Source organism: Caenimonas aquaedulcis, assembly GCF_015831345.1.
Taxonomy (GTDB): domain Bacteria; phylum Pseudomonadota; class Gammaproteobacteria; order Burkholderiales; family Burkholderiaceae_C; genus Ramlibacter; species Ramlibacter aquaedulcis.
In genome coordinates, this window is the sequence record NZ_JADWYS010000001.1 from 148,501 (window position 1) to 163,360 (window position 14,860).

Sequence of the window (14,860 nt, forward strand, 5' to 3'; positions counted from 1 at the left end):
GGCCCCATGTCACACGACGATGAAGTCGGTGGCATGCAGCTCGCTCACCGACACGCCGACGAGCTTGATTGTGTAGCCCGCGCCCAATTGGACGACCGCGCCGGTGGACGTATCCGTCGCGAGCGCCAACACGTCGGCGCCGCTCGCGAGGGAGAGGCCGTTGATGTCCGCCGCGACCTGGATGCGGTCGCCCTGGGCCACGGCGAAGTCGACCACGGTGTCGTTGCCGCTCGCCGAACCGAACACGAAAGTGTCCGCGCCGCCGCCGCCGTTGAGCCTGTCGTTGCCGCCCAGGCCCACGAGCGTGTCGTTGCCGCCCAGGCCCGCAAGGGAGTCGGGTCCGGCACCTCCGGTCAAGGTCTCGGCGCCCGTGGTACCCGTGAGGTTCAGACCCGGCGTGTTGTTGATGACCACGGTGCCGCCGGAGGCGCGCGAGAGGTTGCCTGCCGCATCGGTGGTGTAGAGCTTGTAGCTGCCGTCCGCGAGACCTGCCAGCGACAGGCTGGTGTCCGTCCCCGCCGAGGCGATCGGGGTGGTGTTCCAGCTGGCATCGGCGGCGCCGGTGATGCTGGCCAGGCTCGTGACCGTCACGGACGCATCGACCAGGTACGCGTTACCCGTTTCGCTGCTCCTGACGACGGCCGATCCGGTGTTGTCCAGCGCGGCGGAGGCGAGCGTGGCAGCGGGGGCTGTGCTGTCGATGACGACGGAGCCCGTGGAGGCGGCCGACAGGTTGCCGGCGACGTCCGTGGTGTAGAGCTTGTAGGTTCCGCCGGCCAGGCCCGCGGCCGAGAGGGCCGTGTCGGTGTCGGCCGAGGCGATGGCCACCTTGTTCCAGCTGGCATTCGCGGCACCGGTGATGCTGGCCAGGCTGGTGACCACCACCGAGGTGTTGACGAGATAAGCGCTGCCGGCTTCCGAGCTCTTCACGGTCACGGAACCCGTGTTCGCAATGGTTGCTGCAAGCAGCACGGCGGTGGGCCCGGTGTTGTCGACGGTCACCGAGTTCGCGGAAGCGGCGGACAGGTTGCCGGCGGCGTCCGCCGTATAGAGTTTGTAGGTGCCTTCGACGAGCCCGGCGGCGGACAGCGCGGTGCCGGTGTTGGTTGCCGTGATGGGGACTGTGTTCCAGTTCGAATCCGCAGCCGCCGTGATGCTCGCGAGGCTGGTGACAGCGACCGAGGTGTTCACCAGATACGCGTTACCGACCTCGGTGCTTCTCACGGCCGCCGAGCCGTTCGAGGACACCGTGGCCGCAGTCAGGATGGCCAACGGTGCACGGTTGTCGATCACGACGAAGTCCGTCGAGGACGCGGACAGGTTGCCGGCGGCATCCGCGGTGAAGAGCTGGTAGCTGCCGTCGGCGAGACCGCTGGCCGACAACACCGTATCGCTGTCGGCCGTGGTGATGGCGACCTTGTTCCAGCTGGAATTGGGCGACGCGGTGATGCTGGCCACGCTGGTGACGGCCACGGACGTCTTGACCAGGTAGGCCGTTCCGGGTTCAGTGCTGCGAACGGTGACCGACCCGGTACTCGCAATGGAAGCCGGCGTCAGTGTCGCCGTGGGTTCGGTGCCGTCGACGGTGACGGACCCCGCCGACGCGGCCGACAGGTTGCCCGCGGCATCGGTGGTGTAGAGCTTGTAGCTGCCGTCGGCCAGTCCCGCCACGGGCAGCGCCGTGCCGGTGTTGGCCGCGGTGATGGCGACCGAGTTCCAGCTCGCGTCGGCTGCGCCGGTGATGCTGGCCAGGTTGGTGACCACCACCGAGCTGTCGACCAGGTAGGCGGTGCCCGGCTCGTTGCTCCTGGCCGTGGCCGAGCCGCTGCCGCCCAGGGTCGCGGTGGTCAGCGTGGCGGTCGGTGCATGGTTGTCGATCACGACCGAATCGATGGAGGCCGACGACAGGTTGCCGCCCCCGTCGACGGTGTACAGCTTGTACTCGCCGGCGGTGAGGCCCGTGGTGGCGAGCGGGGTATCGGCATTGGCGGCGCCGATCGCGACCTTGTTCCAGCTGGAACCGTTGGCACTCGTGATGCTGGCCAGGTCCGTCACGGCCACGGTCGTCTTCACGAGGTAGGCGGTGCCCTTCTCGGTGCTGCGCACATTCGCGAAGCCGGTGGCGGACAGCGTGGCAGGCGTCAGCGTCGCGGTCGGCGCCGTGTGCACCACGATCGAAGCGGTGTCGCCCAGCGACCCGTCGGCGCCGGGCGCGAGCAGCGTGAGGACCGCGTTGTTGCCCGCGGCGTCCCGGATCGTGGCGCCGTTGAGCGCCAGTGCCGAGGTACCGGTCACGTCCAGGTCGTTGGTGTCGTCGCTGGCCGCGACCGTGTAGGCGAAGGTCAGCGTATTCGTGCCGGAGCCGCTCACGTAGACCGCGGTGCGGTCGATCGCGCCCGTCTCCAGCCGCAGCGTGGGCACGCCGTGGGAGATGTCGACAGTCACGTTTTCCGAGAAATTGACCGACAGCGTGATGACGTCGCCGGCCGTGTAAGCGCCGTCGGCGCTCACGGAAACCAGCGGCGCGGTGAAGGTGCTGGCATTGAGGAAGAAATACGTGTGCCCGTTCTGCGCACCGACGAAGGCATCGAGCTGCCCGTCGCCGTTGATGTCCACGATGACCGGCTTGGCATGCGAGCCGACGCCGGTGAGGCCGTAGGGACTCGACACGGGCGCCGCGAACGCGGCGTCGGTCGCGGTGCCGGTGTTGAGCAGCAGGTAGGTGTCGCCGTACCCGATGCCGATGAACAGGTCGAGATCCCCGTCACCGTCGATGTCCGCGAAGGTCGGCGCCTCGTAGTATGCGCCCAGGCTGATGCCGAAGGGGTTGTTCCCCACATACTGGAATGACGGCAACGACGTCGTCCCCTGGTTGAGGAAGAAGCTGATCCCGCCGCCGTAGGCGCCGAGAAAGGCATCCAGGTCGCCATCGTTGTCGATGTCGGCAAATGTTTCGCTGGTGTTGTAGAAGACGCCTTGCAGGCCGAAGGGATTTCCCACACCAGGCTCGAAATTCGGCGCGCCTGCGGTGCCCGAATTGAGAAAGAAAACCGTGTTGCCGTAGGCTTCGCCGACGAAGGCATCGAGGTCGCCGTCGCCGTCGATGTCCGCGAAGCTGGGCGTCGAGCCGTAGTTGCCGACGCCGGTCAGGCCGAAGGGATTGGTCCAGTCCGCGGCGAAGTGGGGGCTGGTGGTGCTGCCGTCGTTCAGGAAGAAGTGCGTGTTGCCATAGAAGTCGCTGACGAAGGCGTCGAGGTCGCCGTCATGGTCGATGTCCGCGAACGTCGGGCTGGCAAGGGATGGCACGTCGCCGAGGCCGAAGGCATTGTCGACCGGGCTGGAGAACCCCGGCACGCGCGGCACGCCCGCCGTCGGCGCCGTGCTGTCGAGCGTGACCGAACCGGAGGCGACGGCCGACAGGTTGCCCGCCGCGTCGGCGGTGTAGAGCAGGTAGGTGCCGTCCACCAGGCCGGTCGCGGCGAGGTGGGTGTCCGTGTTCGCGGCGGTGATGGCCACCGCATTCCACTTCGCACCGTCGGCGCCCAGGATGCTGGACAGGTCGGACACGGCGATGTCCGCGCTCACCAGGTAGGCCGTGCCGGTATCGGTGCTCTGGACGGTGACCGAGGCGGAATTGTTGATGCTCGCGCTGGTCAGCGTGGCGGCCGGTCCCGTGTTGTCGATGGTGACGGATGCCGCGGAAGCGGCCGAGAGGTTGCCGGCGGCGTCCGTGGCATAGAGCTTGTAGCTGCCTTCGCCGAGGCCGCTGGTTGAGAGGTAGAGGTCGTAGTTCGCGGCGTAGATGGAGGTCTCGTTCCAGTCCGCGTCGGCGGCGCTGGTGATGCTGGCCAGGTCGGTCACGACGACGGAGCTGGCGACGAGGTAGGCCGTGCCGACTTCCGTGCTTTGCACATGCGCGTAGTCGTTGCCGGACAAGGTCCCCGCTTCCAGCGTGGCGCCGGGGGCCACGTTGTCGATCACCAGCGATGCCTCGTGGCCCAGCGAAAAGTCGGTGCCCGGTTCGGCCAGCGTGAGAAGCGCGTTGTTCCCGGCGGCGTCCTGGATGGTCGCGCCGTTCAGCTGGAACGCGGTGCTGCTGGTGACGTCCAGGTCGCCCGAGGCGTCGCCCGCCTGCACGGTGTAGGTGAAGGTCAGCGTGCTCGTGCCCGAGCCGCCGCTGTAGGTGGCGAATCGATCCGTGGCGCCGGTCTCCAGTTCCAGCCTCGGCGCGCCCCCGGTGGTGTCGACGATCACGTTCTCGGAAAAAGTCACCGTGATCGAGATGACGCTGCCGGCGCGGTAGCTGCCGTCGGGCGTGTTGCTGGCGACCGGGAGGATCGAGCCGCCGGTGCTGCGGAATTCCGTGATGTTGCCGTTGAAGGAACCGACGTAGACGTCCAGGTCGCCGTCGCCGTCGAGGTCCGCAAACGCGGGAGAGGCGTTGTAGCCCACGCTGCCCAGGCCGTATGCGTTGGTGATCGGCGCGGCAAACACAGCGTGGCTGGCCGTGCCGGTGTTGACGAACAGTTCCGTGGCGCCGCCGCCGTAGCCGACCAGGGCATCGAGGTCGCCGTCGCCGTCGAAGTCCCCGAAGGTCGGGGCGGCGTAGCTGCCGACATCTTCCAGGCCGAACGGATTGGTTGAAGGTGCGGCGAAGACAGGGGCACTGGCGGTGCCGGTGTTCTCGAAAAACAGCGTATCGCCTGCCCCGTCGCCGACGAAAGCATCGAGGTCACCATCGCCGTCGATGTCCGCGAACGCCGGGGATGCGTAATAGCCCACATTCGCCAGGCCGAATGGGTTGGCGGTGGGCGCGTCGAACGCCGGGGCGGAGGCGGTGCCGGAATTGAGGAAGTATTGGGTATCGCCGTATCTGCCGCCGATGAAAGCGTCCAGGTCGCCATCGTTGTCGATGTCCGCAAAGCTGGGGCCAGACTGGTAGTCCGTCGTCGTCAGGCCGAAAGGATTGAAGCTGGTCGCGAGAAAGGACGGGGCGGAGGCCGTGCCTTCGTTCAGATAGAACTGGGTGTAGCCCGGGTACTTGCCCGCAAACGCGTCCAGGTCCCCGTCGTGGTCGATGTCGACGAACGTGAGCTTGACCGCATTGCCCGTCCCGCCCAAGCCGTAGTTATTGATGATCGGCGAGGCGAACAGCAAGGGGCCCTGGGGCCCGGTGCCGTCGATGGTCACCGTCCCGGAGGACGGCGCCGACAGGTCGCCGAACGAATTGACCGCATACAGCTTGTAGCTGCCGTCGGCCAGGCCCGCCAGCGTCAGCGCCGTGTTGCTGTTGGCGGTGGCGATGGGCACCTGGTTCCAGTCGCCATCGGCCGCGCCCGTGATGCTCGCGAGGTCGGTCACGTGAACGGACGTCTTGACCAGGTAGGCGGTGCCGGTGTCGGTGCTCTGCACATTCACCGATCCGGTATTGGACAGGGCGGCCGTCGCGACCGTTGCCGTCGCCGACGTGTCGATCACGAGCGCCGCGTTGGCGCCGAGCGAGCCGTAGGCACCCGGCGCGGCCAGGGTCAGGATGGCGTTGTTGCCGGCGCCGTCCCTGATGGTGCCGCCGTTGAGCGTCAGTGCGGATGCGCTGCTGAAGTCCAGGTCCGCCGCCTTGTCGCCGGGCATCACCGTGTAGGTGAAGTTGAGCGTCCCGGTGCCGGAGCCGCTGCTGTAGGTGGCGACGCGGTCGATGGTGCCGGTCTCCAGCGCGAGCGTGGGCGTGCCGCCTGCGACGTTGACGATCACGGTTTCGGAGAAGGCGATGCTCAGCGTGATGACGCTGCCTGCGTGGTAGGTGCCGTTGGCCGTCGGTGTGGTGACGGGGGCGACGAAGGTGCCGGTGTTGAGAAACACCTCCGTGTCGCCGCTGAAATTGCCGATGAAGGCATCCAGGTCGCCGTCGCCGTCGATGTCCGCGAAGCTCGGGCTGGCCTGCTGGCCCACGCCGGACAGGCCGGAGCCGTTCGTCACGGGCGCGGCGAAAACCGGGGCCGTGGCGGTGCCGGTGTTGACGAACACCTGCGTGTTGCCATCGCTGCGCCCGATGAAGGCGTCCAGGTCGCCGTCGTGGTCGAAGTCCGCGAAGGCGGGATTGGACTTTCCACCGCCCCCGACGTTGACCAGCCCGTAGGGATTGTTCTGGGCCGCCGAGAAGGAGGGACTGCCGGCGGTTCCCGTGTTGAGGAACATCTTCGTGTTGCCGTCGCCGGTGCCGAAGAAGGCATCCATGTCGCCGTCGCCGTCGATGTCGGCGAAGGTCGGCGTGGCGTAGTCACCCACGTAGGCGAGGCCGAAGGGATTGCTCACCGGGGCGTCGAAGGGAAACACGGGCGCGGACGCCGTGCCCGTGTTCTGGAAGTACAGGATGTTGTCGAACGCAAGGCCGAGGAACGCATCGAGATCGCCGTCGTTGTCGATGTCCACCAGGGCCGGGCTGCTATAGGCATTGGCGTTCGATGACGCCAGGCCCAGGCCGTAGGGATCGATGATCTCGGGGCCGAAGGCCGGGCTGGTCGCCGTGCCGTTGTTGAGGTACAGCAGGACCTTGCCCTGGTAGTACCGGCCGCTGTAGGCGTCCAGGTCGCCGTCGTGGTCGATGTCCGCGAAGGCGATGCTCGCGATCTGTCCCGTGTCGCTGATGCCGAAGGGGTTGGTCAGGGGGGCCGCGAAAACGAGTGTTCCGTGGGGGGCGGTGGTGTCTGGGGCTGCTGACATGGCGATGTGCTCCTGATCGTTACTACTTCTGGACCGTGGCGGCCGTACGCATTTCCGGGGTGGGTTCCTGGCGGACCAGCGCGATGCGAGCCGATCTCGACTCGCCTGCGCTGTCCAGGTAGGGATTCAGGTGCTTGTGCAGCACCCGCATGAATTCGTCGTTGCCGACCTGGACCGCCGCCTTGGCGAGCGGGATCCCGGCGCGCTCCTGGCGGATGAAGGCTTCGGCGAGCAACGCCAGCCCGCGGCCGCGCCCACGGTGCGAGGGTGCGACGTACAGGCTGGAATAGCGCACGGTACCCGCATCGACCCGATGGGCGATGAGCCAGCCGGCCAGCGCGCCCTCGTGGCGCAGGCCCAGGCTGGCGGAGGGCTCCACGCCCTCGAAGGTGGCGGGGGGCAGCAGGTCGCGGGGCGCTGCCAGGCCCTTCGCGGCGGCCAGGTCGCCCGCGGTCGCTTCGACCCAGGGGAAGCACTCGTAGGGAGGCTGGAGCGCATAACGTGTTTCCCAGCCGGTGCGGGCCAGCCGTGCGGCGCTGCCCTGGACCAGCACGAATCCGGTTTGCGGCGCCGACCAGCCCAGGCGCGCGAGCAGGGGCTCGAACGAAGCGGCCAGCCCGGCGTTGCCCGCGTAGTGCACCACCGCCTCCTGCGCGCCATTCTCGGCGAGCAGGCGCTGCAGGTTCAGCAGCAGGCGCGTCGCCACGCCTTGCCGGCGAAAGCCCGGCTCCACCATGAGGGAGCAGAGACGCGCACCACGATCGCCCAGGCGTTCCGCCAGCGCGAGACCCACCATCGTGCCGTCCGCCATCGCGGAGATGCCCATCAGCTCGCCCTTGAGCGCCGCGAGCCCGCGGCTGCCGGGCGCCAGCGAAGGAAAGGTGAGGCCGGCGTAGGGCGCGAGATTCTGCGGAGAAAGCTGCAGCACCCGCTGGTAGCGCAGCGCCGCACCGGGCATGGGCAGGCCGGCCACGGGCGGGGGCTTCGCTTGATGGGGGTTGCCGCTGGGCGCCTTGGGGCGCACCGTTACCAGCGGGTCCTGCCCCGGCAGCTTCACCAGGCAGCGGATGTCTTCGGCCTGCAGGCCCAGGGCACGAGGCTGGCGGCAACCGGGCAGGGCCACCACGTCGAACAGTTCGTCGATGGGCTCCGGCAGGTCGAGCTGATGCAGCACGGCCCCAGTGTCCAGGTCGATGACGCGCAGGCCGCAGCTGCCTTCAGGCACGCCGGCGTCGTGCAGCCGCTGCTCCAGCGGCAGGCCGGTGAATTGCGGCGAGCGCAGCTTCGAGAGACCGACGACAGCCGTGCGTCCCACGAAGGCCAGCCCGCGTGCGAAGCCCGGCAGGAAGCACAGGGGCACGAAGCGTTCGCCTTCGATCCAGCCCAATTCGCCGGTGCCCGAATTGAGCAGCCAGAGCTTGCCCTCGTGCCAGCGGGGCGAATGCGGCATCGACAGGCCCGTCGCGGCGATCCGGTTGGACGGAATGTGCAGCACCACGCCGCCCCCCGTGCGCTCGTCGCGCCAGCCGGCCACGCGGTTGTCGGAGCCGCAGGCGGTCGCCCATGTCGGCACGCCGTCCACGGCCGCGACACCGTTCAGGTGGCAGCGGTCCTCCGCCGCGAGCTTGTCGACGAAAGGCGGCTGCCACACGGGCGCGAAGCTGCTGCCCGGCTGGAGGGTGGCGAGGCAGCTGAAGGCGGTGTTGACGAAAAGGGGGCTGCCATCGGCCTGCAGCACGAGCTCATGCGCGTTGACGTCGCCCGTGGTGAAGCTTGCGGCCGGCACGTACAGCCGGTCGCCGCCTTCGTGCAGTTGGCCGGGCGCGAGGAAGTTGTCGAAGCGCCAGACCTGGAAGCGGCTGGCCATCCAGAGGCGATGGCCGCCGGGAGAGTCGTCGACGCACAGGCCCATGGGCCGGTCGAACAGGCGTTCGTGCAGCTTGAGCGAATCGTTTTCGCCCCGGCCGAGGAAGATCAGGCGGTTGGCGCGATAGGTCGAGCAGGCCAGCGAAACACCCATTTCGCGCAGCCACGCGCCCAGACCGTCCGAACCGATTGCCGTTGACATGGGGGCCGCCCCTGTTGGTTACCGCGAAAACACCTCGGTCCCACATGGCAGCGGAGGAAATGCCAACCCGAATCGCGCGACTCTACATGAATCGTTACGATTTCCAAAGCCTTATTACAGGTCACGGGCGCGTCAATGCACCCCGACGTCGGACGGTGAGGCCGTGTATCGCGTCCCGGCTCATCCACCCTCGCGTGCCGTCACGGCCATGTCCTTCAGCAGGGACTCGAGTGCCGCGGGAGGCGCGGTGTCGGTGCCTCCCATCGCGCCGAGCAGCTTGAGCACCTGCGCGCGCTTGCCCGCCACTTGCGCGATGACCTCGGCACGGGACGCCGGTTCTATCGGCGGCATCGCTATGCCCGGGGGAATCGCCGCGCGCCTCACCGCCACGAGATAGAGCAGCAGGGCGGTTTCGACGAGCGCCACCAGCAGTTCGTCCCTCGCGCCGCGGCTGCGCAGGATCGCGTGGACGAAGGCCGTCCCGCCGCCGAGCGCGGCCCCCAGCGCCGCCGCGGCGCCCAGCGTCATGCCCCCCGCCATCACGTCGATGCCCAGCCCGGCGGCCGCGCCGCCGCCGGCGGCCGCAATGGCGGCATCCTTCGCGGACACGGGCGCGTCCAGCCTGAATTCCTCTCGCAGCTGCTCCTGCAGGTGCGCCGCGTCGGCCGCGTCGGCGCCGTGGATGTCGAGAAGCGACGCCAGCGTGTCGTGCTGCAGCACGAGCAGGCGCGAGAGCGCTTGCTGCAGCGCGGTTTCGCCCTCGCTGCCCTTGCCGCCCATCGCGCCGAACCAGTCGCGCCAGCCCTTCTCGGGAATCGTCCTCAGTTCGATCGCGCTATTGCGCAGAAGCCGGGCGAGTTCGCGCATCGCGCGCGTGAGCCGCCCGGCCTCGATGGCCTCGCGCGCCTCCTTCAGGCGCAGGAATCTCGCGCCCCGGTAGTAGTCCGGGAGGACGCGCTCGATATCGTCGAGCAGCTGCTTCTCGCCGCGCCATCCGCGACGCATCGCCCCGTCCGGCACCATCACATAAGGCACGCGCAGGGCGGCCAGCAGGGGTCCGCGCTCCTTCACCGCCTGCGTGTCGCGGGCCGCGACCAGCAGCACGTCGAAGCGGGCGCGCGCGCCCTCGGGGGGGCGCAGGTCGTCCAGCAGGCCGGCGCTTTCCCATCGGATTTCGTCGCCCTGCGCGGTGGAAGCCCACACGCCTTTCGACGCGCTCCCCTCGATTCCGCCCATGCGGAAGTGGTGGACCAGCGCCTGGAGGTCCTCCTCGTGCTGGCCGGCCAGTCCCAGGGTGACGCGCACCGGCCGGACACGCGCCAGGACCTGCGCGAAATAGTCGGAGCCGAGGTCGACGCGCACCCTGCGCGCGCCCACCCGTGCGCGCCAGTGCGCCCATGCGGCCAGCACGAGCCGCGGCAGCACCACGACCACGGCGAGCAACTCCAGGTAGAGAAAGACCCAGTGGCGCGCGTCCGCCTGCCGGGCCTCGCGCCCGGGGGCGAACATCATCCGCTCGACGTCCGCCAGCGTGAAGCCCTGCACGGGAAACAACGCGACGACGGGCGAGAAGAAGAATCGAAGCACGCGGTACACGTCCACCGGATCGAGCAGGGTGCTGCTCCAGCCGACGTCGTAGCGCTGCACCAGCCCGCCGATCGCGATGGACAGCGCGAGCCCCAGTCCCCAGGCCGCGGCGCAGGTGTGGAGCACCTCCTTGCCGCGCTGCATCTGCAGGCCGCGCGTGGCGCCGAACCACAAGCTGCGAAAGCGCGTCGCCACCTCGGCGCGCACGGTGCCGAAGCGGCCGCGCCTGCGCCAGAACCCGGCGGCGCCGCGATACACCGCCTCCGCGCGTTGCGGCCACGCCCATTCCGGATGCCAGAACGTGCCCACCAGCAGCACCAGGTACATGCAGAGGTTCCACGCCACCACCGCCAGCAGCGGCGGCGAGAGCATGTTCACGCGGTCCGCGCTGCTCACGCGGTCCGCCAACACGCCCAGCACGAGGACGGCGAGGGGCAGCCCCACCCTCACGAGATCGCGGCCGGCGCCGGGCGCGTCGAGTGCGGCGACGCTCGCAGAAGGCTCACCCCGGCGCCGCACGGCGTCGATCATGCGGCGGGACCGCTCGTCCAGGAAACGGATCACATCCACCGGCCCCGCTTCGGGCACCTGCCCATGCGAGGCGATGAGCGCCTCGTGGTCGATCGCGCTTCGCTCGGCGTGGCTCAGCAGTTTGTCCTGCGTGTCGGCCTGCTCGATCGCCTGCATGAGCACCAGCCGGCGCGCGAGCGCTTCGTCGAGGGTGGCGTCGTCGGAAACTGCTTCGCGCATCCGGCCGATTATGCGCAGCGGGGGCGGTCCCGGGGGCTCAGCGCGAACCCGCCGCGATCTCCCGCAGCGCCGCTTCGATTTCCGGCCGCAAGTCCGGCAGGCGCATGTGCGCAAGTTCCAGCAGCGGATATTTCTTCGCGAGTTTCGCGGCCACGAGGTAGCCGATGAAATAGCCGCTGCGTACCGGCACGTCGGGAATGCGGGTGCGTCCCGCCACGAAGAAGCGTTCGTAGTCGACGCGCGAGGTCGAATCGAGCCGGCCGAGGATGTCGCGCGCGAGCTGGGGCGCGAGGCCGTGCGCGCGCTCCGGCATCCCGCGCGGCAGCCCGAAGATCGAGACCTCGCCGGCCTGCGGGTTCAGGGTGCGCGCCACGTACACGGCCAGGCCCTCGGCCCACAGCGGCGAGACGAGCTTGCCGCCCGCGCCGCGGCCCATGCCGCGCGATTGCCGGTGGTAGAGGTGGAAGAGCTCGTGGTGGAAGAAGGGCTGCGGATCCGCGTCGGTGCCGTAGACGAAGGCGATCATGTCGATCCCGAAGAGCAGCGCCGGCTTGCCGTTGACGGGGCGCACGACCCCGTCGAAGGCGCCGAGCGAGTACAGGAAGTAGATGTCGCCGTCGTAGGCGAGGTCGGGAAACACTTCGCGAAAGCGCGTCTCGTACCGCCTCATGTCCTTGCCGATGGAATCCGACAGCCGGCGCATGAGTTCCGTCTGCCCCGAATTCATGGCGCGGATGCGTGCGTAGCGCGTGGCGACCTGTTCGCTGAAGGGCTTCGATTCGTCGATCGAGAGCACGCGGGGCGTGTAGACCGCCGGATGGCGCGCGATCACCATCTTCTCGAAGAGGGCCGCCTGGCCCGCGTCGTTCAGGCCCTGGGCCATCGCCTGGTCGAAGAAGGCCCAGTAGTCGGGCATCAGGTTGATGACGCGGTAGGCGGGTTCGGCCGCGAGCGCCGGCGACACCGCGAGCGCGGCGGCGGCGAACAGGAACCCGCGCCGCGTGAGGAGGCTCGTCATGGGCAGACCGTCAAAAGCACGGATTATTCACCCGAAACTTATAATTGAAGGTTCCGCCCGAAGTACCTCCTCCAAGCACCCTGATGACCCAGCCCCAATTCACCGTCGCAGACATCCGCAAGACCTTCCTGGACTTCTTCGCGTCCAAGGGGCACACCGTGGTGGCCTCGAGCCCGCTCGTGCCGGGCAACGACCCGACGCTGATGTTCACCAACTCGGGCATGGTGCAGTTCAAGGATGTGTTCCTGGGCACCGACAAGCGGCCGTATGTGCGCGCGGCGTCGGTGCAGGCCTGCCTTCGGGCGGGCGGCAAGCACAACGACCTGGAGAACGTGGGCTACACGGCGCGCCACCACACCTTCTTCGAGATGCTGGGCAACTGGAGCTTCGGCGACTACTTCAAGCGCGATTCGCTCAAGTGGGGCTGGGAGCTGCTCACGCAGGTGTACAAGCTGCCGGCGGACAAGCTCTGGGCCACGGTCTACATCGACGACGACGAGGCGTACGACATCTGGACGAAGGAGATCGGGCTGCCGCCGGAACGCGTGGTGCGCATCGGCGACAACAAGGGCGCGAAGTACGCCTCGGACAACTTCTGGATGATGGCCGACACCGGCCCCTGCGGCCCCTGCTCGGAGATCTTCTACGACCACGGCCCGGAGATCCCCGGGGGCCCGCCGGGCTCGCCGGACGCCGACGGCGACCGCTACATCGAGATCTGGAACCACGTGTTCATGCAGTTCGACATGCAGCCGGACGGCAGCGTGAAGAACCTGCCCGCGCCCTGCGTGGACACGGGCATGGGCCTGGAGCGCCTCGCCGCGATCCTGCAGCACGTGCATAGCAACTACGAGATCGACATCTTCGACGCGCTCATCAAGGCGGCCTCGCGCGAGACGGGCGAGAAGGACCTGGAGAACAAGTCGCTGCGCGTGATCGCCGACCACATCCGCGCGACGGCTTTCCTCGTGAGCGACGGCGTGATTCCCTCGAACGAGGGCCGCGGCTACGTGCAGCGCCGCATCATCCGCCGCGCGATCCGCCATGGCTACAAGCTCGGCAAGAAGTCGCCGTTCTTCCACAAGCTCGTACCCGACCTCGTGAAGCTCATGGGCGAGGCCTATCCCAAGCTGCGCGCCGACGAGAAGAAGATCACCGAGACGCTGAAGGCCGAGGAAGAACGCTTCTTCGAGACGCTGGAAAACGGCATGCAGATCCTGGACGCGGCGCTCGCCGGCGGCCAGAAGGTCCTGCCGGGCGACGTCGCCTTCAAGCTGCACGACACCTACGGCTTTCCGCTCGACCTGTCGGCCGACGTCTGCCGCGAACGCGACGTGACGGTGGACGAAGCCGGGTTCCACGCCGCGATGGACAAGCAGAAGGCGGCGGGCCGCGCGGCCGGCAAGTTCAAGATGGACCGCGCGCTGGAATACAGCGGCGCGGGCAACGTCTTCACCGGCTACGAGAAGCTGGAAGCGCCCGCGCGCGTCGTGGCACTGTACAAGGAGGGCGCGTCGGTCCAGCAACTGGAAGAAGGCCAGCCCGGTGTCGTCGTGCTGGATGCCACGCCGTTCTACTCGGAGGCGGGCGGCCAGGTCGGCGACAGCGGCACGCTGTCGGCCGAGGGCGTGCAGTTCGGCGTGGACGACACGCAGAAGATCAAGGCCGACGTCTTCGGCCACCACGGCACCATGACGCAGGGCACGTTGAAGGTCGGCGACGCGGTGAAGGCGAGCGTCGACATCGCGCGCCGCCAGGCGACCATGCGCAACCACAGCGTCACGCACCTGATGCACAAGGCGCTGCGCGAGGTGCTCGGCGAGCATGTGCAGCAGAAGGGTTCGCTGGTCGATGCGGACAAGACGCGCTTCGACTTCGTGCACAACCATCCCGTTACCGACGCGGAGATCCGCGAGATCGAAAAGCGCGTGAACGAGGAGATCCTCGCGAACCAGCAGACGCAGGCGCGCGTGATGGAAATCGAGGCCGCCAAGGCCACCGGCGCCATGATGCTGTTCGGCGAGAAGTACGGCGACACCGTGCGCGTACTGGACATCGGCTCCAGCCGTGAGCTGTGCGGCGGCACCCACGTGCAGCGCACCGGCGACATCGGCTTGTTCAAGGTCACCGGCGAAAGCGGCGTCGCCGCGGGCATTCGGCGCATCGAGGCGGTGACGGGCGCCAACGCGCTGGCCTACCTGCAGGAACTGGAGTCCACGGTGTCCAGTGCCGCGGGCACGCTGAAGGCCGCACCGACGGAGCTGCAGGGCCGCATCGCGCAGGTGCTGGACCACGTGCGCTCGCTGGAAAAGGAAGTCGCGCAGCTCAAGGGCAAGCTCGCTTCCTCGCAAGGCGACGAACTCGTGGCGCAGGCCGTGGACGTGAAGGGCATGAAGGTGCTGGCGGCGCGGCTTGAAGGCGCGGACGCGAAGACCCTGCGCGACACGATGGACAAGCTGAAGGACAAGCTGAAGTCCGCCGCCATCGTGCTCGCGGCCGTGGATGGCAACAAGGTACAGATCGCCGCCGGCGTCACCGCCGACCGCATGGGCCAGGTGAAGGCCGGCGACCTCGTGAACTTCGTCGCGCAGCAGGTGGGCGGCAAGGGCGGCGGCAAGCCGGACATGGCGATGGCCGGCGGCACCGATGCGAGCAAGCTGCCCGGCGCGTTGCAGTCCGTGCAGGGCTGGGTGACCGAGCGGCTCTGAGGCCGTCTG

5 protein-coding genes are annotated in these 14,860 nt (G+C 68.5%); 1 reads left to right on the plus strand and 4 read right to left on the minus strand.

The annotated features are described in order from the left end of the window. Nucleotides 1-9: 9 nt before the first annotated feature. The 4 genes from I5803_RS00715 to I5803_RS00730 all read right to left on the minus strand — a co-directional run bounded on the left by I5803_RS00715 (nt 10) and on the right by I5803_RS00730 (nt 12,143). Complete coding sequence (locus I5803_RS00715; protein ID WP_196984511.1) at nt 10-6,720, minus strand: FG-GAP-like repeat-containing protein; 6,711 nt, start codon at nt 6,718-6,720, stop codon at nt 10-12. A gap of 22 nt (nt 6,721-6,742) precedes the next feature. Beyond that, nucleotides 6,743-8,788 carry a TIGR03032 family protein gene (locus tag I5803_RS00720; RefSeq protein ID WP_196984512.1) on the minus strand — a complete coding sequence of 682 codons (2,046 nt, stop codon included), beginning with the start codon at nt 8,786-8,788 and terminating at the stop codon, nt 6,743-6,745. A 180-nt stretch (nt 8,789-8,968) separates the two neighbouring features. Beyond that, entirely contained in the window at nt 8,969-11,125 is a 2,157-nt protein-coding gene (locus tag I5803_RS00725; protein WP_196984513.1) for a DUF3482 domain-containing protein, read from the minus strand. Between the two features lie 37 nt (nt 11,126-11,162). After that, on the minus strand, nt 11,163-12,143 hold the full coding sequence (locus I5803_RS00730; RefSeq protein WP_196984514.1) for a hypothetical protein: 981 nt from the start codon (nt 12,141-12,143) through the stop codon (nt 11,163-11,165). An 83-nt stretch (nt 12,144-12,226) separates the two neighbouring features. Here I5803_RS00730 and alaS point away from each other — a divergent pair, with 83 nt between their 5' ends. Continuing rightward, nucleotides 12,227-14,851, plus strand: a complete 2,625-nt coding sequence (alaS, locus tag I5803_RS00735; RefSeq protein WP_196984515.1) for an alanine--tRNA ligase — start codon at nt 12,227-12,229, stop codon at nt 14,849-14,851. Nucleotides 14,852-14,860: the final 9 nt, after the last annotated feature.